Origin of the sequence: Streptomyces sp. NPDC059037 (genome assembly GCF_042740015.1) — a bacterium.
Classification (GTDB): domain Bacteria; phylum Actinomycetota; class Actinomycetes; order Streptomycetales; family Streptomycetaceae; genus Streptomyces.
Map to the genome: position 1 here is coordinate 1 of NZ_JBHYIG010000158.1, position 22250 is coordinate 22250.

19 protein-coding genes are annotated in these 22250 nt (G+C 69.6%); 8 read left to right on the forward strand and 11 right to left on the reverse strand.

What is annotated here, in order from left to right; all coding sequences use genetic code 11:
- Positions 1-140: 140 nt before the first annotated feature.
- The 3 genes from ACFWY6_RS27985 to coxB are packed head-to-tail and all read right to left on the reverse strand — an operon-like array spanning position 141 to position 3231.
- Positions 141-539 carry a cytochrome c oxidase subunit 4 gene (locus ACFWY6_RS27985; RefSeq protein ID WP_384695794.1) on the reverse strand — a complete coding sequence of 133 codons (399 nt, stop codon included), beginning with the start codon at positions 537-539 and terminating at the stop codon, positions 141-143.
- Entirely contained in the window at positions 536-2272 is a 1737-nt protein-coding gene (gene ctaD, locus ACFWY6_RS27990) for a cytochrome c oxidase subunit I (RefSeq protein ID WP_360763135.1), read from the reverse strand. The genes ACFWY6_RS27985 and ctaD overlap by 4 nt, the downstream gene beginning before the upstream one ends.
- On the reverse strand, positions 2269-3231 hold the full coding sequence (gene coxB / locus ACFWY6_RS27995; protein ID WP_384695796.1) for a cytochrome c oxidase subunit II: 963 nt from the start codon (positions 3229-3231) through the stop codon (positions 2269-2271). Before coxB ends, ctaD begins: the two co-directional genes overlap by 4 nt.
- Before the next feature lie 332 nt (positions 3232-3563).
- Between coxB and ACFWY6_RS28000 the strand changes: the two genes are divergently transcribed.
- On the forward strand, positions 3564-4943 hold the full coding sequence (locus ACFWY6_RS28000) for a cysteine desulfurase/sulfurtransferase TusA family protein (RefSeq protein ID WP_384695798.1): 1380 nt from the start codon (positions 3564-3566) through the stop codon (positions 4941-4943).
- Here ACFWY6_RS28000 and ACFWY6_RS28005 read toward each other — a convergent pair whose 3' ends face one another.
- Complete coding sequence (locus ACFWY6_RS28005) at positions 4944-5918, reverse strand: carbohydrate kinase family protein (protein WP_384695801.1); 975 nt, start codon at positions 5916-5918, stop codon at positions 4944-4946.
- Positions 5919-6053: 135 nt separating this feature from the next.
- Between ACFWY6_RS28005 and ACFWY6_RS28010 the strand changes: the two genes are divergently transcribed.
- Together ACFWY6_RS28010 and ACFWY6_RS28015 are read left to right on the forward strand one after the other, a co-directional pair.
- Positions 6054-6281 carry a hypothetical protein gene (locus tag ACFWY6_RS28010; RefSeq protein ID WP_384695837.1) on the forward strand — a complete coding sequence of 76 codons (228 nt, stop codon included), beginning with the start codon at positions 6054-6056 and terminating at the stop codon, positions 6279-6281.
- Positions 6282-6435: 154 nt separating this feature from the next.
- Positions 6436-7944, forward strand: a complete 1509-nt coding sequence (locus tag ACFWY6_RS28015; protein ID WP_384695804.1) for a hypothetical protein — start codon at positions 6436-6438, stop codon at positions 7942-7944.
- 98 nt (positions 7945-8042) lie between these two features.
- Here the strand turns inward: ACFWY6_RS28015 and ACFWY6_RS28020 are convergent, their stop codons facing one another.
- A complete protein-coding gene (locus ACFWY6_RS28020) occupies positions 8043-8399 on the reverse strand; it encodes an iron-sulfur cluster assembly accessory protein (protein WP_030786960.1) in 357 nt (118 codons plus the stop codon).
- A 254-nt stretch (positions 8400-8653) separates the two neighbouring features.
- Between ACFWY6_RS28020 and nadA the strand changes: the two genes are divergently transcribed.
- The gene (gene nadA, locus ACFWY6_RS28025; RefSeq protein ID WP_384695807.1) at positions 8654-9859 is read left to right on the forward strand and encodes a quinolinate synthase NadA; all 1206 of its coding nucleotides are present in this window, start codon (positions 8654-8656) and stop codon (positions 9857-9859) included.
- Between the two features lie 68 nt (positions 9860-9927).
- On the opposite strand, the gene ACFWY6_RS28030 is transcribed toward nadA, so the two are convergent.
- The gene (locus ACFWY6_RS28030; RefSeq protein WP_384695810.1) at positions 9928-10434 is read right to left on the reverse strand and encodes a MarR family winged helix-turn-helix transcriptional regulator; all 507 of its coding nucleotides are present in this window, start codon (positions 10432-10434) and stop codon (positions 9928-9930) included.
- A gap of 66 nt (positions 10435-10500) precedes the next feature.
- On the opposite strand from ACFWY6_RS28030, the gene ACFWY6_RS28035 reads away from it, so the two are divergent.
- Positions 10501-11721 (forward strand): multidrug effflux MFS transporter, encoded by a 1221-nt coding sequence (locus ACFWY6_RS28035; protein ID WP_384695812.1) that lies wholly within the window; start codon positions 10501-10503, stop codon positions 11719-11721.
- A gap of 180 nt (positions 11722-11901) precedes the next feature.
- Here the strand turns inward: ACFWY6_RS28035 and ACFWY6_RS28040 are convergent, their stop codons facing one another.
- From ACFWY6_RS28040 to ACFWY6_RS28060, 5 genes are all read right to left on the reverse strand, one after another.
- Complete coding sequence (locus ACFWY6_RS28040) at positions 11902-15048, reverse strand: efflux RND transporter permease subunit (RefSeq protein ID WP_384695815.1); 3147 nt, start codon at positions 15046-15048, stop codon at positions 11902-11904.
- A gap of 162 nt (positions 15049-15210) precedes the next feature.
- Positions 15211-15897, reverse strand: a complete 687-nt coding sequence (locus tag ACFWY6_RS28045) for a response regulator (RefSeq protein WP_384695818.1) — start codon at positions 15895-15897, stop codon at positions 15211-15213.
- A complete protein-coding gene (locus ACFWY6_RS28050) occupies positions 15894-17138 on the reverse strand; it encodes a sensor histidine kinase (protein ID WP_384695822.1) in 1245 nt (414 codons plus the stop codon). The genes ACFWY6_RS28045 and ACFWY6_RS28050 overlap by 4 nt, the downstream gene beginning before the upstream one ends.
- A 1127-nt stretch (positions 17139-18265) precedes the next feature.
- The gene (locus ACFWY6_RS28055) at positions 18266-18544 is read right to left on the reverse strand and encodes a hypothetical protein (protein ID WP_384695825.1); all 279 of its coding nucleotides are present in this window, start codon (positions 18542-18544) and stop codon (positions 18266-18268) included.
- Between the two features lie 35 nt (positions 18545-18579).
- Positions 18580-19371, reverse strand: coding sequence for a PspA/IM30 family protein (locus tag ACFWY6_RS28060; protein WP_266867823.1), 792 nt, complete (start codon positions 19369-19371; stop codon positions 18580-18582).
- Between the two features lie 221 nt (positions 19372-19592).
- On the opposite strand from ACFWY6_RS28060, the gene ACFWY6_RS28065 reads away from it, so the two are divergent.
- The 3 genes from ACFWY6_RS28065 (at position 19593) to ACFWY6_RS28075 (ending at position 22201) form a co-directional block, all read left to right on the forward strand.
- Positions 19593-20267 (forward strand): DUF3043 domain-containing protein, encoded by a 675-nt coding sequence (locus tag ACFWY6_RS28065; RefSeq protein WP_384695834.1) that lies wholly within the window; start codon positions 19593-19595, stop codon positions 20265-20267.
- Between the two features lie 74 nt (positions 20268-20341).
- On the forward strand, positions 20342-21049 hold the full coding sequence (locus tag ACFWY6_RS28070; protein ID WP_384695828.1) for a class I SAM-dependent methyltransferase: 708 nt from the start codon (positions 20342-20344) through the stop codon (positions 21047-21049).
- Positions 21050-21148: 99 nt separating this feature from the next.
- Positions 21149-22201 (forward strand): S1C family serine protease, encoded by a 1053-nt coding sequence (locus ACFWY6_RS28075; RefSeq protein WP_384695831.1) that lies wholly within the window; start codon positions 21149-21151, stop codon positions 22199-22201.
- Positions 22202-22250: the final 49 nt, after the last annotated feature.

Sequence of the window (22250 nt, forward strand, 5' to 3'; positions counted from 1 at the left end):
CTTCCTCTCGGATATCCGACCTCCTCAGACCGCGGTCCGAGGTTGAGAGTCTGGTCCGCCCCCGCTCGGCTGGGCGTCGTCCAGCCGACCACGGGCGCGCCCCCCCCCCCGCCCCCTCGGTGCGGGTGTGAACTACAGACTCACTGGGTCTGGTTCTCGCCGCGGTAGTACTCGAAGACCCAGCCGAAGAGGCCGATCAGGATGATCGGGGTCGAGAAGTACAGCAGCCACCAGCCGAAGACGACGCCCATGAAGGCGAGCGCACCACCGACGGCCAGGGAGAGCGGCTGCCAGCTGTGCGGGCTGAAGAAGCCCACCTCGCCGGCCTCGTCCGCTACCTCGGCCTCCTTGTTGTCCTGTGCGGCCGCGTCGACACGCCGGGCCGTGAAGGCCAGGTAGTAGCCGATCATGATGCACAGGCCGAAGGCCAGGAAGAGCGCGGTCGTACCGGCCGGCTCCTTGGACCACCAGCCGTAGACGATCGCCATGGCGAGCACGAAGACGCTCAGCCAGATGAACATCTTGCCCTGGATCTTCACTTGCCGGCCTCCTTGCTGCCCGCGATGGCGCTGGCACCGTGGCCTGCGTGCTCAAGCTGGTCGAGCGCCGCGATCTCCGGGTGGTGCAGGTCGAACGCCGGGGATTCCGAGCGAATGCGCGGCAGCGTGAGGAAGTTGTGCCGCGGCGGCGGGCAGGACGTCGCCCACTCCAGCGAACGGCCGTAGCCCCACGGGTCGTCGACCTCGATCTTCTTGCCGTACTTGGCCGTCTTCCAGATGTTGTAGAAGAACGGCAGGATCGACAGACCGAGCAGGAACGAGCAGATCGTCGAGATCGTGTTCAGCGCGGTGAAGCCGTCGGCGGCGAGGTAGTCCGCGTAACGACGCGGCATTCCCTCGGCACCCAGCCAGTGCTGCACCAGGAACGTGCCGTGGAAGCCCACGAACAGCGTCCAGAACGTGATCTTGCCGAGGCGCTCGTCGAGCATCTTGCCGGTGAACTTCGGCCACCAGAAGTGGAATCCGGAGAACATCGCGAAGACCACGGTGCCGAAGACGACGTAGTGGAAGTGCGCGACCACGAAGTACGAGTCGGAGACGTGGAAGTCCATCGGCGGCGAGGCCAGGATGACGCCGGTCAGACCACCGAAGGTGAAGGTGATCAGGAAGCCGACGGCCCAGAGCATCGGTGTCTCGAAACTCAGTGAGCCCTTCCACATCGTTCCGATCCAGTTGAAGAACTTCACGCCTGTTGGCACGGCGATCAGGAACGTCATGAAGGAGAAGAACGGCAGGAGCACGCCACCGGTGACGTACATGTGGTGCGCCCACACGGTCACGGAGAGACCCGCGATCGCGATCGTCGCGCCGATCAGGCCCATGTAGCCGAACATCGGCTTCCGGGAGAAGACCGGGATGACCTCGGAAATGATTCCGAAGAATGGCAACGCGATGATGTACACCTCTGGATGGCCGAAGAACCAGAAGAGGTGTTGCCATAGCAGCGCGCCGCCATTTGAGGCGTCGAAGATATGGGCACCGAACTTGCGGTCCGCCTCCAGGGCGAACAGCGCGGCGGCCAGGACCGGGAAGGCCAGCAGGACCAGTACGGCGGTCAGCAGGACGTTCCACACGAAGATCGGCATCCGGAACATCGTCATGCCGGGAGCGCGCATGCAGATGATCGTGGTGATGAAGTTGACCGAGCCGAGGATCGTGCCGAAGCCGGAGAAGGCCAGACCCATGATCCACATGTCGGCGCCGATGCCCGGCGAGCGGACGGCGTCCGACAGCGGGGAGTAGGCGAACCAGCCGAAGTCGGCCGCACCCTGCGGGGTGAGGAAGCCGCCCACCGCGATCAGCGAGCCGAAGAGGTACAGCCAGTACGCGAACATGTTCAGCCGCGGGAACGCCACGTCGGGCGCGCCGATCTGCAGCGGCATGATCCAGTTCGCGAATCCGGCGAACAGCGGCGTCGCGAACATCAGCAGCATGATCGTGCCGTGCATCGTGAACGCCTGGTTGAACTGCTCGTTCGACATCAGCTGCGAGCCGGGGCGGGCGAGCTCGGCGCGCATGAAGAGCGCCATCACACCGCCGATGCAGAAGAACGCGAACGACGTGACCAGATAGAGCGTGCCGATCGTCTTGTGGTCAGTGGTGGTCAGCCACTTGATGACGACGTTGCCCGGCTGCTTGCGCCGTACCGGCAGCTCATTCTCGTACGAGTCGTCTGCTGCCGCGGCACCCTGAGGTTCGTTGAGGATGCTCACAGGTTGTTCGTCTCCCGGTTCTTCTCGTGGCTCGTCTGCTCGATGCCGGCCGGGATGTAACCGGTCTGGTTCTTCTTCGCGAGGTCCTCGAGGTGCTTCTGGTAGCGCTCGGGGGAAACGACCTTCACGTTGAAGAGCATCCGGGAGTGGTCGACACCGCAGAGCTCGGCGCACTTGCCCATGAAGGTGCCCTCCCTGTTGGGAGTCACCTCGAAGGCGTTGGTGTGGCCCGGGATGACGTCCTGCTTCATGAGGAACGGCACCACCCAGAAGGAGTGGATGACGTCACGCGAAGTCAGTACGAAGCGGACCTTCTCGCCCTTGGGGAGCCAGAGGGTCGGGCCGGGGTTGCCGTTCTGCGGGTTCCGCTCGCCGGGCGTACCGACCTCGTAGACGCCGCCGGCGTTCGCCGGGAAGGCCTTGCGGAACTTGTCCGGGATGGCCTCGAGCTCCTTGGACGTCTTGGCGTCGCCCTTGTTGGAACCCGGCACGTCCTCGATGTAGTTGAAGCCCCAGCTCCACTGGTAGCCGACCACGTTGATCGTGTGGGCGGGCTTCTCGTCGAGCTTGAGGAGCTTCGACTCATCGCGAGCCGTGAAGTAGAAGAGCACCGAGACGATGATGAGCGGGACCACCGTGTACAGCGTCTCGATCGGCATGTTGTAACGCGTCTGCGGAGGTACCTCCACCTTGGTGCGGCTGCGCCGGTGGAAGATGACACTCCACAGGATCAGACCCCAGACCAGCACGCCCGTGGCGAGCGCTGCCGCCCACGAGCCCTGCCAGAGGGAGAGGATCCGTGGAGCCTCTTCCGTTACGGGGGTGGGCATACCAAGGCGGGGGAAGTCCTTGTATGTGCAACCGGTTGCGGTCGCCAGGATCAGGCCCGCAGTCAGCACCTGCGGCAGCTTCCGCCGCATCGGGCGCCGCGACGAGCGGTCGGAGCCGTTGGGACTCACGTAGCGCCTTCCCGAGAGTCTCGGCCCGCGCGGTCGGGTGCGGCCTTCTCGGTCGTCGGTCGCCGCCCTGCGGCGGGCAGGGGTTTGGATGTTTATGCGGGCCAAACCTTACTGGACGCTATTTGGGGTCGCGCGGGGAGGGTGCCTAACGCGCCGCGGGTCACTCCGAAGGGTGGGACGCCCCTCCGTCGGCCCCTTTCTGACGGGGGGTCCGGCGCCCAGCAGCTCGGCGGAATCTGTCGGTCCGCGGGTGCGGGTGCGTTGGGGCTTGTCGCGCAGTTCCTCGCGCCCCTTCGGGGCGCTGCATCGGGCGCACGCTTTAGCGTTGCTGTGTGTCCTACTTCGATGCTGCCTCCTCCGCTCCCCTTCATCCCGTTGCCCGGCAGGCGCTGCAGGCCTCGCTCGATGAGGGGTGGGCCGATCCCGCGCGGCTCTATCGGGAGGGGCGGCGGGCCAGGCTGTTGCTCGACGCGGCGCGCGAGGCCGCCGCGGATGCGGTCGGGTGCCGCCCCGACGAGCTCTCCTTCACCTCGTCCGGGACCCGTGCGGTGCACTCCGGGATCGCCGGGGCGCTCGCCGGGCGGCGGCGTGTCGGGCGGCATCTGGTGGTGTCCGCGGTCGAGCACTCGTCGGTCCTCCATTCGGCCGCGGCGCACGAGGCCGATGGCGGGACGGTCACCGAGGTGGGGGTGGACCGGGCCGGTGCGGTGGACCCCGAGGCGTACGCCGGGGCGCTGCGCCCCGACACCGCCCTCGCCTGCCTGCAGTCCGCCAACCACGAGGTGGGCACGGAACAGCCGGTGGCCGAGGTCGCGTCGGCATGTCGTGCCGCCGGGGTGCCGCTGCTCGTGGACGCGGCGCAGTCGCTGCCGTGGGGTCCTGTCGACGGGGACTGGTCGCTGCTTGCCGCGAGTGCCCACAAATGGGGCGGGCCCGCGGGTGCGGGACTTCTCGTCGTACGCAAGGGAGTGCGGTTCGCCGCTCAAGGCCCCGCCGATGAGCGGGAGTCGGGGCGGGCGGCCGGCTTCGAGAACATCCCCGCGGTGGTCGCCGCCGCGGCCTCGCTGCGGGCCGTGCGGGCCGAGGCCGCCGCGGAGGGGGCCCGGCTGCGGGAGCTGACCGAGCGGATCCGGGCGCGGGTGCCCGGGCTCGTGCCGGACGTGGAGGTGGTGGGCGATCCGGTGCGGCGCCTGCCCCATCTCGTCACGTTCTCGTGTCTCTATGTCGACGGGGAGACAGTGCTGCACGAGCTGGACCGGGCCGGGTTCTCGGTCTCGTCCGGATCGTCCTGCACCAGCTCGACGCTGACCCCGAGCCATGTCCTGAAGGCCATGGGCGTACTCAGCGAGGGCAATGTCCGGGTGTCACTCCCACGGGGGACCCAGGAAGAAGAGGTCGAGCATTTTCTGGAGGTGCTGCCGGGTGTGGTGGCCGGGGTCCGTGAGCAGCTGGGCGCGCCGGTGGCAGCCACGAAGCGCGCGGAATCCGCTTCTCTCGTCGTCGACGCGCTCGGCAAGCGCTGTCCGCTGCCCGTCATCGAGCTCGCGAAGGTCATCGGGGACGTGCCGGTCGGCGGCACCGTCACGGTCCTCTCCGACGACGAGGCGGCCCGGCTCGACATCCCGGCGTGGTGCGAGATGCGGGGGCAGGAGTACGTGGGCGAGGAGCCGGCGGACCACGGCACTGCCTATGTGGTCCGCCGGAGCTCGTGACTAGGCCAGGTGTGCCTGGACCTCGGCGGCCGCGGCATGGCCGTACGCCTTGGTGAAGCGCTCCATGAAGTTGCTGCGCTGCAGCTCGTACTCCTGCGTGCCGACGGTCTCGATGACCAGGGTGGCGAGCATGCAGCCGACCTGCGCCGCGCGCTCGTGCGAGACGCCCCAGGCCAGGCCCGAAAGGAAGCCCGCGCGGAACGCGTCGCCGACGCCGGTCGGCTCGACCTTCGCCTCTTCCTCGGCGACGCCGACCTCGATCGGGTCCTGCCCGGCGGACTCGATGCGGACGCCGCGCGAGCCGAGGGTGGTCACACGGTGGCCGACCCGGGAGAGGATCTCGGCGTCGGTCCAGCCCGTCTTGGACTCGATGAGCCCCTTCTCGTACTCGTTGGAGAAGAGGTACGTGGCGCCGTCGAGGAGGGTGCGGATCTCCTCGCCCTCCATGCGCGCGATCTGCTGCGAGAAGTCCGCGGCGAACGGGATCTTGCGGGAGCGGCACTCCTCGGTGTGGCGGAGCATCGCCTCGGGGTCGTCGGCGCCGATCAGGACCAGGTCGAGGCCGCCCACGCGGTCGGCGACGGTCTTCAGCTCGATGAGGCGGGCCTCGCTCATCGCGCCCGTGTAGAAGGAGCCGATCTGGTTGTGGTCGGCGTCCGTGGTGCAGACGAAGCGCGCGGTGTGCAGGGTCTCCGAGATGCGTACGGAGGCCGTGTCCACGCCGTGCCGGTCGAGCCAGGCGCGGTACTCGTCGAAGTCGGAGCCCGCGGCACCCACCAGGATCGGGTCGGTACCGAGCTGTCCCATGCCGAAGCTGATGTTGGCGGCGACGCCTCCCCTGCGGACGTCGAGGGCGTCGACAAGGAAGGAGAGAGAGACCGTGTGCAGCTGATCGGCGACCAGCTGGTCGGCGAAGCGGCCGGGGAAGGTCATCAGGTGGTCGGTGGCGATGGAGCCGGTGACTGCGATACGCACGGCTGAGTACTCCTGTGGAGGAGAGGCGAGGGGTTGACGGTTCACGCTACCGGGTCAGGGCACCCCCACTGAAGAGGCAAAACTACCCGATAGTAGGGCTTTTTTCGCAGGACTTCAGATGCGTACGGTGCGTATATGGCCGTTATCTCGAAGCATGTCGTCACCACGCGTCCCGTCGAGCTGCCCTACGAGCCCCTGGAGAACATGGAGACGTTGCGCGGCGACTGCGCCCGCATGGCCCCGCACTGGGTGGCGCCCGCCGCGGCCGCCGCCGCCCCGGTGTCGCCCGCCCTGATCCACGGAGTCACCGTGCCGACCGCGTCCGCGCGGCTGATCGACGGAATGTCCGAGTACGGAGACTGACCGAGACTGATTCCAGGGGCATCGGCGCGCACGGAGGGAACCGTGCGCTCCCCCGCTGCGTCCCACCGCTGTCCCCCGTAAAGGGGATGCGGGATACGAACGAGACCCACGCACGGGTCCCGAGGGACAGCAGTGCAGTCGAAGGAGCGATGCGGTGAGCACCGAGCGATCCGTTCATGACGCGGCCGAGCCGCAGCGGCGGCGTTCCCGCCTTGCCGTCGCGTCGGTGGCGGCCACGGTGCTGCTCGTCGGTGGCGGCGGCGCCTACTTCGCCGCGACGGCGTCCGGCGGCAGCGGCGGCAGCAGCAATGGCGGCGCGCCCGCGGGAGACGGCGGGACTCCCCCGCCGCTCGCGCTCGACGGATACACGGACGGCGACCGGGACGGCGGCACCGGAGGGATCGCCCCGGGCGAGCCCGACCCGAACGGCGCCGCGTACCGCGCCGAGGGCAAGCTGCCCGGCGGACCGGAGTCGGCGGCCGTGTACCACGCGCGGGGCACGGTCGGCGCGGACCAAGTGACCGAGCTCGCCGAGGCCTTGGGCGTCGAGGGCAAGCCCACGTCGCAGGACGGGGCCTGGCGGATCGGTCCGGCCAAGGACGGCTCGGGGCCCTCGCTCCAGGTGAGCAAGCAGGCCCCCGGCACCTGGACGTTCACCAAGTACGCCACCGGCGGCACCGACAACTGCCAGAAGGGCAAGCCCTGTTCGGAGACGTCGACCGCCCCGAACGGCTCGGGCGAGGCGGTCGGTGAGGGCGCGGCGAAGAAGGCGGCCACCCCGGTCCTGAAGGCACTCGGCCAGGACGACGCAAAGCTGGACGCCCGCCAACTCATGGGCGCCGTACGGGTGGTGAACGCCGACCCGAAGGTGGGCGGCCTCCCGACGTACGGCTGGTCGACCGGCATCCAGGTCGGCTCGGACGGCCAAGTGGTCGGCGGCAGCGGCCACTTGAAGGCGCCGGAGAAGGGCGCGACGTATCCGGTGACGAGCGCCGACGAGACCCTGAAGCAGCTCAACAAGTCGGGCCGGGGCGATGGCCGTGTAGGCATCGGCGGATGCGCCACGCCGGTGCCGGACGCGGCGGGCGACGGGCAGCAGCCGGCTGTGGGCAACGGTCAGCAGAGCGCGGACGACACGAAGACGCAGGCGCCCTGCGAGCCCTCGTCCGCTCCCCCGAAGCCGCAGCCCATCACCGTGAAGGACGCGACGTTCGGGCTCGCGGTGCAGTTCGTGGACGGGCGCCAGGCGCTCGTGCCGTCCTGGCTCTTCGAGGTGAAGCCGCAGGGCGCGCAGGACAGTTTCACCGTGACGCACCCGGCGGTGGAGCCGAAGTTCCTGACCTCGCCGAGCACGCCGAGCCCCACGCCGACGCCCACCGAGAAGCCGGGCACGAACCCGGACCCGACGCTGCGCGTCGAGTCCTACAGCGCGGACGGCAAGTCGCTGACGCTGCACTTCTGGGGCGGCGCCTGCAGTGACTACTCGGCGTCGGCCGACGAGTCCAAGGACAGTGTGCGCGTGAAGGTGACCGAGACCCGGAAGAAGGGCGAGGTCTGCATCATGATCGCCAAGGAGTTCACGCAGACCGTGACCCTGGACGAGCCGCTCGGCGACCGGAAGGTCGTGGACGCGGCGGGCGGCAAGACGGTGCCGCAGAAGTAAGGGACTGAGCCGCAGCCAGCACACGAAGGCGGCCCCCCGAGATCTCGGGGGGCCGCCTTCGGCGTACGGGACCGGAAAGAACGGCCCGGCGTACGGATTTAGCTGAAGGAGTCGCCGCAGGCGCAGGAGCCGGTGGCGTTCGGGTTGTCGATCGTGAAGCCCTGCTTCTCGATGGTGTCGACGAAGTCGATGGAGGCGCCGCCCAGGTAGGGAGCGCTCATCCGGTCGGTCACGACCTTCACGCCGTCGAAGTCCTTGACGACGTCGCCGTCGAGCGTGCGCTCGTCGAAGAACAGCTGGTAGCGCAGGCCGGAGCAGCCACCGGGCTGAACGGCGACGCGCAGCGCCAGGTCGTCCCGGCCCTCCTGCTCAAGAAGGCCCTTGACCTTGGCCGCGGCGGCGTCGGACAGGAGGATGCCGTCGCTCACGGTGGTGGTCTCGTCCGATACGGACATCTGCTTCTCTCCCGGGTTGTACGGAGACTGCTTGCCGACAGTTGCAACCGTCGGGGCCGCGGATTCATTCCGGGCCGAGTGCTGTGTCTCTCGGCTGTCTGTCCCTTCATGCTCGCACATGACATCCCGCGGAGCACCGGCCCGTGAAAGGCGAACGCGTCACATCGACACTATGGCCATCGTCAAACTGACGTGAAGCGGTTATGATAGATAACGTCAATTAGACGAAAAGGCTCGTCTGCAGAAGAGAAAGGGTGCGTGTCGTGACCACCGCCCAGTCCCGCGTGGCCCTCGTGGACCTCGATGTTCAGCCCACACCGCTTGCCCTGCTGCTGCTCGGCCGCGAAGCCGACCCCAAGAGCGAGCGCGGTGTGGAGTGCCCCGGCGATCTGCCGTCGCCCTCCGACCCCGACCTGGTCGAGCGCGCCCGCGCCGCCAAGGAGAAGCTCGGGGACAAGGTCTTCGTACTCGGCCACCACTACCAGCGCGACGAGGTCATCCAGTTCGCGGATGTCACCGGCGACTCCTTCAAGCTGGCCAAGGACGCGGCCGCCAAGCCCGAGGCGGAGTACATCGTCTTCTGCGGCGTGCACTTCATGGCCGAGTCGGCGGACATCCTGACCACCGACGACCAGAAGGTCGTGCTTCCCGACCTGGCCGCGGGCTGCTCGATGGCCGACATGGCCACGGCCGAGCAGGTCGCGGAGTGCTGGGACGCGCTGACCGAGGCCGGGATAGCCGAGCAGGTCGTGCCCGTCTCGTACATGAACTCCTCCGCCGACATCAAGGCCTTCACCGGCAAGCACGGCGGCACGATCTGTACGTCGTCCAATGCCAAGCGCGCGCTTGAGTGGGCCTACGAGCAGGGCGAGAAGGTCCTGTTCCTGCCCGACCAGCACCTGGGCCGGAACACCGCCGTGCGCGACATGGGCTTCTCGCTCGACGACTGCGTGGTCTACAACCCGCACAAGCCGAACGGCGGCCTGACCGTCGAGCAGCTGCGCGACGCGAAGATGATCCTGTGGCGCGGGCACTGCTCGGTGCACGGGCGCTTCTCGCTGGAGTCGGTCGAGGACGTGCGGGCGCGGATTCCCGGCGTGAACGTCCTGGTGCACCCGGAGTGCAAGCACGAGGTGGTGGCCGCGGCCGATTACGTCGGGTCGACCGAGCACATCATCAAGACCCTGGAGGCGGCGCCTGCCGGCTCCAAGTGGGCCATCGGGACCGAGCTGAACCTCGTACGCCGCCTGGCCAACCGGTTCGCCGCCGAGGACAAGGAGATCGTCTTCCTCGACAAGACGGTCTGCTTCTGCTCGACCATGAACCGGATCGACCTGCCGCACCTGGTCTGGGCGCTGGAGTCGCTCGCCGAGGGGAACCTCGTCAACCAGATCGAGGTCGACCGCGAGACCGAGCAGTTCGCGAAGCTGGCCCTGGAGCGGATGCTGGCGCTTCCGTAGTCCTGTCCTGTTCTCGTACGTAAGGGGCGTCCGCCGTTGCGGGCGCCCCTTACGGCGTCTTACGGTTCCTACGTCGCTCTGCGCCGCTCCTTCAGCGCCGTACCCAGCGCCTCCAGGGCCGGTACGGACGCGACAAGCGCCGCCCGCTGCTCGCCGGAGAGCGTGGCGAGCGCGTCGGCGAAGATCTCCGCCCAGGCGTTCTCGATCAGGGCCATGCCCTGCTCCGCCTTGAGGGTCGGCTTCAGGCGCACCACCCGGCCGTCGTTCGGGTCCTTCTCGCGCTCCAGCAGTCCTTGGTTGACCAGACCCCGGACCGTGGCGCTCACATTGCTGGCGTGCAGGCCCAGTTCGCGGGCCAGGACGCTCACCGTCACGCCCGGTTCCGCGTGGACGTAGCGCATCAACTCCAGCTCCGACGGCGGCAGTCGCCACAGCCCCGCCTCCTCCATGCCCTGGAAGCGCAGGACCCGTGAGAGCGCGTACAGCGCGGGGGTCAGCTCCCTGGCGTGCTGGACGAGCCTGCGGTCGGCCTCGTCGTCCTTCACGTTCCGCTGCGCGTTCCTCTGCTCGGTCACGCTCCCATGCTAGCGTCACCTATAGATATATAACTATCTCTAACTTGCCCCGGGGGGTTCTCAGCCATGCCCTTGCTCACCGCCGCGCTCGCGCTGCTCTCGTTCATCGGTCCGCTATCAACTGACATGTACCTACCTGCCTTTCCGCGGATGGCCGAGGAACTGCACACCGACGCCTCCGGGGTGCAGCTCACGCTGACCGCTTTCCTCGTCGGGATGACGCTCGGGCATCTCGTCTTCGGGCCGCTGTCCGACCGCCACGGCCGACGGGCGCCGCTGCTCGCGGGCGCAGCCGTGTGCACCGTGGGGACCGCGCTGTGTGCCGTCGCGCCCTCGCTGGGGTGGCTGGTCGCGCTGCGGTTCGTGACCGGGTTCAGCGGGGCGGCGGGGGTCGTGATCAGCCGGGCCGTGGTCGCCGACCGGGTTCAAGGGGCCGCCGCGGCACGGCTGTTCGGGGTGCTCATGACGCTGGCCGGGATCGCGCCGATCATCGCCCCGCTGGCCGGCGGCGCGGTGATCGGGGCCGCGGGGTGGCGGAGCGTGTTCTGGGTGCTCGCCGGGGTGTCGCTGCTCGTGACGCTGGCGGTGGTGGTCGGCGTACCGGAGAGCCTGCCGAAGGAGCGGCGGCACGAGGGCGGGATGCGGGAGGTGGCGGCTTCGGTCCGCGAGGTCGTGGGCGACCGGGCGTACGTGGGCTACACGCTTGCCTTCACCTTCGGGTTCGGGATGCTGTTCTGCTACATCGCCGGGTCGCCGTTCCTGCTGCAGAACGTGCTGGGGATGGGGGTCGGGGCGTCGTCCGTCGCCTTCTCGGGCGGGGCCGTGGTCGCGACGGTCTCCAGTGCGGTGGGGGCCCGCCTCGTCGGGCGGGTCGCTCCCGAAGCGCTGCTGCGGGGTGGCCTGTTGGCGATGCTCGGCGGGTCTGCCGTGCTGCTGGTCCTGACGGTGGCCGGGCTTCTTTCGGCCTTGGTGTGCCTGGGGCTGCTGGCGGTGGTGTGCGGCGGGCTGGGGCTCGTCGTGGCCAACGCGGCGGCGCTGGCGCTGGAGCGTGTGCCTTACGCCTCCGGGGTGGGGTCTGCGCTGCTCGGTACCGCGCAGAGTGCGCTGGGCGCGGTCGTCGCGCCGCTGGTGGGGCTCGGTGGGGATTCCACTGCGGTGCCGCTGTTTGTGGGGATGACGCTGTGCAGCGGGGCTGCGGTGCTGGCACTTGCAGTGGGCGTACGCGGACGGGGTGCCCCTCTGTCAGAGGAGCACCCCGTCGTCAGCGGTGCTGGACGCCTTGGTTAGCGCTGGTCCCGCAGTGGTGCGTTGTGCCCACCCTTCCCCAAGCTCTCGGCTTCGCTCGAGCAGGGGAGACCCCACTCGCCGTGCGGAACGCCTGCCCACAACGGGGGGCCGGCGGGATCGTGCCCCGTCAGGGGCGCGGGGAACTGCGCGATCAGCCCCCACCGGCCCGCAGGCAGAGAACTACACCTGAGCCGGCTCCGGGTCGCCCGCATCGGGGGCGGCCTGAGGCGGGACGCCCGCCTTCTTCGCCCGCTTCGCCTCGCGCTTCGCGCGGCGCCGCTCCTTGCGGAGCTCCAGCATCGCGTACAGCGTCGGGACGAGGAGGAGGGTGAGGAGGGTCGAGGTGATCAGGCCGCCGATCACCACCACCGCGAGCGGCTGGGCGATGAAGCCGCCCTCGCCCGTGATGCCCAGGGCCATGGGGAGGAGAGCGAAGATCGTCGCCAGGGCCGTCATGAGGATCGGGCGGAGGCGGTGGCGGCCGCCCTCGATGACTGCCTCGACGACGCCGTGACCCTGCTTGCGGTACTGGTTGATCAGGTCGATCAGGACGATCGCGTTGGTGACCACGATGCCGATCAGCATCAGCATGCCGATCATCGCCGGGACGCCCATCGGGGTGTCCGTGGCGATCAGCAGACCGATCGCGCCCGTGGCCGCGAACGGGATCGAGACCAGCAGGATCAGCGGCTGGGCAAGGGACCGGAAGGTTGCCACCAGCAGCATGAAGACGATCGCGATCGCGGCGAGCATCGCGAGCCCCAGCGAGGCGAACGCCTCGTCCTGGTCCTCGGAGACACCGCCGATGGACGCCGTGGCGCCCTCCGGCAGGTTCAGCGCGTCGAGCTTCTTGGTGAGGTCCGCGCTGACCGCGCCGGTGTTCTCACCGGTCGGCTTCGCCGTGATCGTCGCGGCGCGCGCGCCGTCGATGCGGGTCATCGAGACCGGTCCGTCGACCAGCTTCACGTCGGCGATGTCGCCCAGCTTCACCGTGCCGAGGTTCAGCGCCCGCAGCTCGGCGAGGGTCTTCGCCGGCTTCGCCGACTTCACCACCACGTCACGCTCGGTGTCGTCCAGGATCGCCTTGCCGCTCTGCGTGCCGCGGACCGCCTGGGCGACGGCCTGGCCGAGGGTCGTGTCGTTGAAACCGGCCGCCGCCGCCTTGGAGTTGGCCTTGACCGAGATGCGCGGGATGCTCTGCGAGAGGTCGCTCTGGACGTCCGTGACGTCGTCGATCTTCGCGACCTCGGCGCGCACCTCGTCGGACGCCTTGCGCAGCACGTCCGCGTCGGCGGCCTTGACCACCACGCTCAGGTCCTGGCTGCCGAAGCCGTCACCGGCCGCGATGGACGTCTGGCCGATGCCGGAGAGCTTGCCGAGCTCCTCCTCGACCAGGTCCTGGGTCTTGTCGTACGAGGACTTGTCCTTGAGCGTCAGGGTGTACGAGGCCTGGTTGGTGTCCGTGCCGCCGCCGAAGGCAGCCATGAAGCCGGAGCTGCCGACGGTGACCTGGTAGTCCTTGATCTCGTCGAGGCCGTCCAGCATCTTCTCGACCTTCTTGGCCGAGGCATTGGACGCCGCGAGGCTGGTGCCCGGCTTCAGCTCCTGCTTGATCGTCAGGACTTCCTGCTCGCCCTGGTCGAAGAAGTTGGTCTTCAGGAGCGGCGCCATGCCGAACGTACCGACGAGGATCACGATCGCGACGGCGAGGCTGGTGAAGCGGCGACGGGTCGCGAACCGCAGGACGGGGACGTAGACGCGCTGGAGCCTGCTCTTCGCCTCCTTCTCCTCGGCCTTGCGGCGGGCCTCCTCCGGGTCGGCGCCGCGCACGTCCTTGGGGGCGCGCAGGAACCAGTACGAGAGAACCGGGACGACGGTCAGCGAGACGAGCAGGGACGCCAGGAGCGCCGCCGTCACCGTCAGCGAGAACGAGCCGAAGAGCTCGCCCACCATGCCGCCGACCAGGCCGATGGGGAGGAACACCGCGACGGTCGTCAGGGTCGAGGATGTCACGGCGCCCGCGACCTCCTTGACCGCCTTGATGATCGCGGCCTCGCGCTCCTCGCCGTATCCGAGATGGCGCTTGATGTTCTCCAGGACCACGATCGAGTCGTCGACGACGCGGCCGATCGCGATGGTCAGCGCGCCGAGCGTGAGCATGTTGAGGGAGAGGTCGCGGGTCCACAGGACGATCAGGGCCAGGACGACCGAGAGCGGGATGGAGACCGCGGTGACCAGCGTCGAGCGGATCGACGCCAGGAAGACCAGGATGACGATGACCGCGAAGACCAGGCCGAGCGCGCCCTCGGTGGTGAGACCGTCGATGGACTTGGAGACGGCCGGGCCCTGGTCGCTCGCCACGGTCAGGTCGGAGCCCGCGCCGAGGTCCTTGCGGAGGTCGGGCAGCTTGTCCTTGACCGCGTCGGAGATGGCGACGGCGCTGCCGTCCTGGTCCATGGTGATCGCGACGGCGAGGCTTGGCCTGCCGTTGGTGCGCGTGATGGACGTGGCGTCCGCCGGCTGCTGCTCGACCGTGGCGAGGTCGCCGAGGCGGACCGGCTTGCCGGGGCGCTCCCCCGGCTTGGCCTCGGGCGTGACCATCAGGTCCTGGATCTGCTTCAGGGAGGTGAAGCCGCCGCCGACCTGGATGGTGCGGTTCTTGCCGTCCTCGTCGAAGGAGCCCGCGGGGAGCGTGGCGCCGCCCGCCTGGAGCGCCTGGCCGAGCGCGGCCGGGGTCAGGCCCGCCTTGGCCAGCTTCTTGTCGTCGGGGGTGACGTCGACCTGGAGGTCGCGCACGCCGTCGACGGTGACCTGGCCGACGCCGTCGATGTCCTCCATGGCGGGGACGACGGTGCGGTCGAGCTGGTCGGAGAGCGCCTGCTGGTCCTTGTCGGAGGTGACGGAGAGGACCACGGTCGGGATGTCATCCGTGGAACCGGCGATGACCTGCGGGTCGACGTCGTCGGGGAGTTCGGCCCCGGCGCGGTTCACGGCCTGCTGGACATCGGCGACGAGCTGCTTGGAGCCGTTGCCGTAGTCGAACTGGGCCATGATCACGGCGTTGCCCTCGCTCGCCGTGGAGGTGATCCCGGTAATCCCGTCGACCGCGTCGATGGAGGACTCGAGCGGTTCGACGACCTGCTTTTCGACCACATCGGGGGACGCACCCTGGTACGGGGCCAGGACGGACACCATCGGAAGTTCGATGGAGGGCAGCAGCTGCTGCTTGAGCTGAGGGATCGCGATGGCGCCGAAGACGAGCGCGACGATCGATATCAGCCCGATCAGGGCCCGTTGGGCCAGGCTGAATCGGGACAGCCAGGACATGGTGGTCTCTCTCTGTGGCGTACTGCGCAGGAACGGGCACCGACAGGCCATCGCCCGACCGGTGCCCCCTACACGATCTGCCATGTCCAGGGCGGGAACCGTCACTCCCGGGTCCCGTTCTTATACGCCGCCTACTGCGGGCGCAGTACACAGCGCTCCGGCTCACTCCACCCTTGGACGTACCAGGCCCGATTCGTAGGCGATGACGACGAGTTGTGCCCGGTCACGGGCGCCGAGCTTCGCCATCGCGCGGTTCACATGGGTCTTCACGGTGAGCGGGCTGACCTCGAGCCGCTCGGCGATCTCGTCGTTCGAGTGCCCTCCGGCGACCTGGACGAGGACCTCGCGCTCGCGCCCGGTGAGCGCGTCGAGCCGCTCGCCGCGCGCGCCGCCGACGCCGTCACCGTCGGAACCGTCGCCCTGTGCGAGGAACTTGGCGATCAGGCCCTTGGTCGCCGCCGGGGAGAGCAGTGCGTCGCCGGCCGCCGCGATGCGGATCGCGCCGAGCAGCTCGTCCGGCTCGGCCCCCTTGCCGAGGAATCCGGAGGCACCCGCACGCAACGACTGCACGACATACTCATCGACCTCGAAGGTCGTCAGCATCACCACGCGTACGTGGGCGAGATCGGGGTCGGCGCTGATCAGCCGGGTGGCGGCGAGACCGTCCGTGCCGGGCATCCGGATGTCCATCAGGACCACGTCGGCGGCCCGCGCCTTGGCGAGCTCGACGGCCTCCGCGCCGTCCGACGCCTCGGCGACGACCTCCATGTCGGGCTCGGAGTTCACGAGCACCTTGAACGCGCTGCGCAGCAGTGCCTGGTCGTCGGCGAGCAGCACCCGGATCGTCACGCGGTGGTCCCTCCCTCTGCCGGACTGACCGGCTTTGCCGTGACGGGCAGGATCGCATGGACGCGGAAACCGCCGCCGTAGCGGGGGCCCGCGGTGCAGCGGCCGCTGAGCGCGCTGACCCGTTCACGCATGCCGATCAGGCCGTGCCCACCGCCGTTGTTCTCGTCGTCCTGGGGCTCGGTGCTCTCTCCCGGGCCGTCGTCGAGGATCGTGACCTCGATGTTCGGTCCTACGCGGACGACGCTGACCTCGGCCTTGGCGCCCGTGCCCGCGTGCTTCTGTACGTTGGTGAGGGCCTCCTGGATGATGCGGTAGGCGGCCAGGTCGGCTCCGGCCGGCAGCTCCGTGGCCGCGTCGCCGCGGGTCACCTCCACGGGGAGTCCCGCGTGCCGGAAGGTGTCGACGAGGTCGTCGAGGTGGGCGAGGCCGGGGGCCGGTTCGGTGGGGGCCTCGGGGTCGCCGGACTGCCGCAACAGGCCGACGGTGGCGCGCAGTTCGTTGAGCGCGGAGCGGCTGGCGTCGCGCACGTGGGAGAGGGCTTCCTTCGCCTGGTCCGGCCGCTTGTCCATGACGTGGGCGGCGACTCCGGCCTGCACATTGACCAGGGCGATGTGATGCGCGACGACATCGTGCAGATCGCGGGCGATGCGCAGGCGCTCCTCGGCGACGCGTCGCCGGGCCTCTTCCTCGCGGGTCCGTTCCGCCCGCTCGGCGCGCTCCCTTATGGCGTCGACGAAGGCGCGGCGGCTGCGGACCGCGTCGCCCGCGGCGGAGGCCATGCCGGTCCAGGCGAAGATGCCGAGGTTCTCCTGGGCGTACCAGGGCAGGGGGCCCGCGACCATCGCCACTCCGGTGAGGCCCGTCATGGTGATCAGGCCGATGCGCCAGGTGGTGGGGCGGTTGGTGGTGGCGGCGACGGTGTAGAGGGCGACGACGGCGCTCATGACGACGGCGCCGCGGTACTCGCCGGTGACGAGATCGATGACGGAGACGGCGCAGGTCGCGGCGAGTACGAGCCAGGGGTCGCGGCGGCGGAAGATCAGCGCCGCGGCGCCGAGGATCATCAGGATCACGTTCAGGGTGGCCGGGGTGCGGGTGCCCCAGCTGGGTCCTCCGTCGTGCCGGTACGGCTCGACGAGCGACCCGATGACCATGCAGACGAGAACCGCCGCCGCGAGGGCGCCGTCCACCGCCAAGGGATGCGCCTTGGCCCAACAGCGGCCCCGCACAAGAGTCGTCACGCCTTAAACGGTACGGGGCCCTGCGGGCTGCCGGGACCGCTCTGCCGGCTCGCCCCACTTTCCGTGCCCCGGGGCCGACTCCCGGGAGCCGTTCCGCCGCTTCGCGGCGTTTTCCCCCACCCACCCACCCGATTACCCGGAGCTGCGGGGTGATCGTATGGGCGGGCCGGGAGAGTTACCCGAACTGCGAGGGAATCGGACGGGCAGGACGAGAGACCGGAGCCACCGGATCAACGGGCTGGCGGACCAGAGATTCACCCTGAGCTCCCGAGCAACCGGGCGGGCCGGGGGGCGGAGGCCAGAGCTGCCTAGCACCCGGACCAACGGACCGAAGAATCACCCCAAGCTCCCCAGCTCCCAAGCTCCCGAGCAACCGGCGGGCGGGCCGAAGACCGGAGCCACCCGGCTATCGGGCCGGCGGACCGGAGAATTGCCCAAGCAGCGGGGGAATCCGGTGGGGTAGGCGGAAGACCGGAGCTACCGACTAGCCAGCCCAGCGCAACAGAGAAATGCCCCGACCATCCGAGCAATCGAGCCGGCGGGAGAGAGACCGGAGTTGCCAGGCGATCGGGACGGCCGGGCGGGGATTGCCCAGCCCCGCCGAGCAATCGGGCGGGAGGGCGGGTGGGACGTCGGAGATGCCAGGTGACCGGCCGACGGGGCGGAGCATGGCCCGAGCTGCCAGGCGACCGGGACGCCCGGGCGCGGATTGCCCAGCCCCGCGAGCAATCGGGCGGGCGGGTGGGACGTCGGAGATGCCAGGTGACCGGCTGGCGGGGCGGAGCATGGCCCGAGCTGCCAGGTGACCGGGACGGCCGGGCGGGGATTGCCCAGCCCCGCGAGCAATCGGGCGGGCGGGTGGGACGTCGGAGATGCCAGGTGACCGGCTGGCGGCGCGGAGCATGGCCCGAGCTGCCAGGTAATCGGGACGGCCGGGCGGGGATTGCCCAGCCCCGCCGAGCAATCGGGCGGGCGGGCGGGACGTCGGAGTTGCCAGGTGACCGGGCGGCGCGGGGCGGGGGATTGTCCGGGCCGCCGGGTGATCGGGCGGGTGGGTGGGGAAGGGCCGGCGCGGAGCGGCGGTTCTCGGTGCGGGGGGGGAGTCCGCGCCACCCCCGGAGGGGCCCTCAGCCAGGGATCAAGCCGTCGTCGTTCAGCATCTGGCGGACCTCGTCCAGCGTCGCGTCCTCGGCGGGGAGGATCAGTTCCGAGGGTTCCAGCGCGTCGTCCGGGAGGGGCTCGCCCAGCTCCCGGACCTTGTCGAGGAGCGCGGCCAGCGTCCTGCGGAAGCCGGACTCGTCGCCGCTCTCCATCTCGGCGAGCAGCTCGTCGTCCAGCTTGTTCAGTTCGGTGAAGTGGCTGTCCGCCAGCTTCACCTGCCCCTCCCCCATGATCCGTACGATCATGTCGCCCTCCTCGGACGTGAGCGGTATGCGCAGGGCTACTGCTTGTCGAAGCGCGGAGTGTCCTGCGGCTGCTGGGCCTGGGGCTGTCCCTGACCCGGCTCGATGGCCTGCTTCGGCGTCGAGCCGCCGGCCAGTTCCGCCTTCATGCGCTGCAGTTCCAGCTCTACATCAGTACCACCGGAGAGGCGATCCAGCTCGGACTGGATGTCGTCCTTGGCAAGACCGGAGGAGTCGTCGAGGGCACCGGAGGCGAGCAGCTCGTCGATCGCGCCGGCCCGCGCCTGGAGCTGCGCGGTCTTGTCCTCGGCACGCTGGATGGCCATGCCGACGTCGCCCATCTCCTCGGAGATGCCGGAGAAGGCCTCGCCGATCCGGGTCTGCGCCTGCGCGGCGGTGTACGTGGCCTTGATCGTCTCCTTCTTCGTACGGAAGGCGTCGACCTTGGCCTGGAGTCGCTGCGCCGCGAGGGTGAGCTTCTCCTCCTCGCCCTGGAGCGTCTGGTGCTGGGTCTCCAGGTCCGTCACCTGCTGCTGGAGCGCGGCACGGCGGGACAGGGCCTCACGGGCCAGGTCCTCGCGGCCGAGCGCGAGCGCCTTGCGACCCTGGTCCTCCAGGGTCGACGACTGCTTCTGGAGCTGGCTCAGCTGCAGCTCAAGGCGCTTGCGGGACGTCGCCACGTCGGCGACTCCACGGCGCACCTTCTGCAGCAGCTCCAGCTGCTTCTGGTAGGAGTAATCGAGGGTTTCGCGCGGGTCCTCGGCCCGGTCAAGGGCCTTGTTCGCCTTCGCGCGGAAGATCATCCCCATACGCTTCATGACACCGCTCATGGGCTTCGCGCGCCCCCTTCTGACGGACTTCTCAGCTCCAGGTACTGCAACAGAACCCACAGTACGGGCCCTGCATCCATTACCGCACTGTTCGCGTGCGGATGCGCTCATCCCCAAGGACGACTGCGTCCCGCCGCGCTCCGGCGTAGGGAGTAGGTGCACCCCTGTGATCCGCCCACAAAGCGCATGCAAACTACACCGAACGTCCCCGTAGACACATAATCAAGACGCGCGGTGTTGCCGGATCGTTCCCCATCGGACTGGGGTCCACACGTCCGCACCCCGTACCCTTGGGTTTTGTGTTCCGTAGCCGATCCAAGGACGAGAAGGCCCCGGCGAGCAAGGCCCCGGTGACCGACTCCCAGCAGCCCCGTGACCCCGAGGCCCCGAAGGGCCGCCCCACGCCCAAGCGCAGTGAGGCCCAGACCCAGCGCCGCAGCGTGGCCAACACGCCTGTGACGCGCAAGGAGGCGGCGAAGCGGCAGCGCAACGAGCGCCGCGTCCAGATGGACAAGCAGCGCCAGGCGCTTGCCAGCGGTGACGAGCGCTATCTGCCCGCCCGCGACAAGGGTCCGGTGCGCAGGTTCGCCCGTGACTTCGTGGACTCGCGGTTCTGCATCGCCGAGTTCTTCCTGCCGCTGGCCGTGATCATCCTCGTACTGAGCATGGTCCGGATCCCGCAGCTGCAGAACATCGCGCTGCTGCTCTGGCTCTTCGTGATCGTCCTGATCATCGTGGACTCGGTCACCACCGCGTTCCGGCTGAAGAAGCGCCTTGCCGAGCGCTTCCCCGACGAGAGCAAGAAGGGCGCCGTCGCCTACGCCCTGATGCGTACGCTCCAGATGCGCCGACTGCGTCTGCCCAAGCCGCAGGTCAAGCGCGGAGAGCGGCCCTGAGCGGTTTCGCCGGCGGGGCGGCCGCCTGGCTTCAGAAGCTGGGCGGTCTGCGCAATGCCGTACGCCAGGAGCTGGTGTCCCGGCAGCTCGACGAGCAGATAGCAGGGCGCTTCCCCGTGGGGCAGCGGCTGCGGGTGCTCGACGTGGGCATGGGCCAGGGCACGCAGGCGCTGCGGCTCGCGCGTGCCGGTCACAAGGTGACGGGCGTCGAGCAGGATCCGGCGATGGTCGCCGCGGCGCGTGCGGCGCTCGACGCGGAGCCCGAGGGCATCCGCGGGAGGGTGCGGATCGTCGAGGGCGACGGGCACGAGACCGGGGTGCACTTCCTGCCGGGCAGCTTCGATGTCGTGCTGTGCCATGGCGTGCTGATGTACGTCGAGGAGCCGGACGCGTTGCTCGCGGGGCTTGCCCGGATGCTGGCGCCCGGCGGACTGCTTTCGTTGCTCGTGCGGAACGCGGACGCGCTGGCCATGCGGCCGGGCCTGGCCGGTGACTGGGCGGGGGCGCTGGCCGCGTTCGACTCGACGTCGTACCGGAACCGGATCGGCATCGAGGCGCGGGCGGATCGGCTCGACGCGGTGGTGGCGTCCCTCGCCGGGATCGCGGCGCCGTTGCATGCCTGGTACGGGGTGCGGGTCTTCACCGATACGGCGGCGGATGATGCGGCGGTGCCCGCGGAGGCGGAGCTGTCCGCGCTGCTCGCCGCCGAGGAGCGGGCCGGGCGTACTGACCCGTATCGGCGGGTCGCTGCGCTGTTGCACCTCTGTGGGGTGCGGGACTAGAAGACTGAGCCGCCGCGTCGCGGCGGATTTCTCCCGCCCACCCACCCGATTGCCCCGCATCTCGAAGCAACATACAGGGGCAAACGCGACACTCAGGGCATGAATGTCTCGCGTACCCGTCGTGTCGCCGGCGCCGCCGCCCTCGCCGCGGGTCTCCTTCTCGGCGGCTGCTCAAGCTCCGGCTCCGGGGACTCCGGTGAGTCCACCACGCAGGCCGCGCCCGCCGCCGCGAACGATCTGCAGGAGGACTACCAGCAGGTCATCGCGGACGTCCTGCCGTCCGTCGTGCAGATCGAGGCCTCCGACAGCCTCGGCTCCGGCATCGTCTACGACGGCAAGGGGCACATCGTCACCAACGCCCATGTCGTGGGCAAGGAGCAGACCTTCAAGGTGACGACGGCCACCGGCGAGCTGACGCTCGGCGCCGAGCTCGTCGCCGCGTACCCGGAGCAGGACCTCGCCGTCATCAAGCTCGACGACGTGCCGAGCGGGCTCAAGGCCGCGAAGTTCGGGAACTCCAACAAGGCCGAGGTCGGGCAGATCGTGCTCGCCATGGGTTCGCCGCTGGGTCTTTCGTCCAGCGTCACGCAGGGCATCGTCTCCGCCACCGGCCGGACCGTCAGCGAGGGCAGTTCGGGCGGGGGTACCGGCGCCACCATCGCCAACATGGTGCAGACATCCGCGGCGATCAACCCGGGCAACAGCGGCGGCGCCCTGGTCAATCTCGACAGCGAGGTCATCGGCATCCCGACGCTCGCCGCGACCGACCCGGACATGGGCGACAGCGCGGCGCCCGGCATCGGGTTCGCGATCCCTTCCTCGATGGTGAAGACGGTCGCCGACCAGATCATCAAGGACGGCAGGGTCACCGACTCGGGCCGGGCCGCGCTCGGCATCACGGGGCGGACCGTGCTCGGCGACGACTACCGGCCCGCGGGCGTCGCCGTGGTCGAGGAGCAGCGGGACGGTGCGGCGGCCGACGCCGGCATCGAGACCGGCGACATCATCACCAAGGTGGGCGATGCCGACATCACCACGATCACCTCGCTCTCCGAGGCACTCGCCGGGCAGCAGCCGGGCGACAAGACGGAGGTGACGTACGTACGGGACGGCGACGAGAAGACCGTCGACGTCACGCTGGGCGAGATGTAGCGGGACGTGAGGGTGGGCGGCGGGCGCGGGCGCCGGCCGCGCCGGCGGG

Bases quoted from the DNA above. Each gene is read 5' to 3' on its own strand.
- ACFWY6_RS28020 (WP_030786960.1), bottom strand. From the start codon at position 8,399: ATGTCCGTATCGGACGAGACCACCACCGTGAGCGACGGCATCCTCCTG.
- ACFWY6_RS28035 (WP_384695812.1), top strand. From the start codon at position 10,501: ATGCCCTTGCTCACCGCCGCGCTCGCGCTGCTCTCGTTCATCGGTCCG.
- ACFWY6_RS28075 (WP_384695831.1), top strand. From the start codon at position 21,149: ATGAATGTCTCGCGTACCCGTCGTGTCGCCGGCGCCGCCGCCCTCGCC.
- ACFWY6_RS28040 (WP_384695815.1), bottom strand. From the start codon at position 15,048: ATGTCCTGGCTGTCCCGATTCAGCCTGGCCCAACGGGCCCTGATCGGG.
- ACFWY6_RS28055 (WP_384695825.1), bottom strand. From the start codon at position 18,544: ATGATCGTACGGATCATGGGGGAGGGGCAGGTGAAGCTGGCGGACAGC.
- ACFWY6_RS28010 (WP_384695837.1), top strand. From the start codon at position 6,054: ATGGCCGTTATCTCGAAGCATGTCGTCACCACGCGTCCCGTCGAGCTG.
- ACFWY6_RS28060 (WP_266867823.1), bottom strand. From the start codon at position 19,371: ATGAGCGGTGTCATGAAGCGTATGGGGATGATCTTCCGCGCGAAGGCG.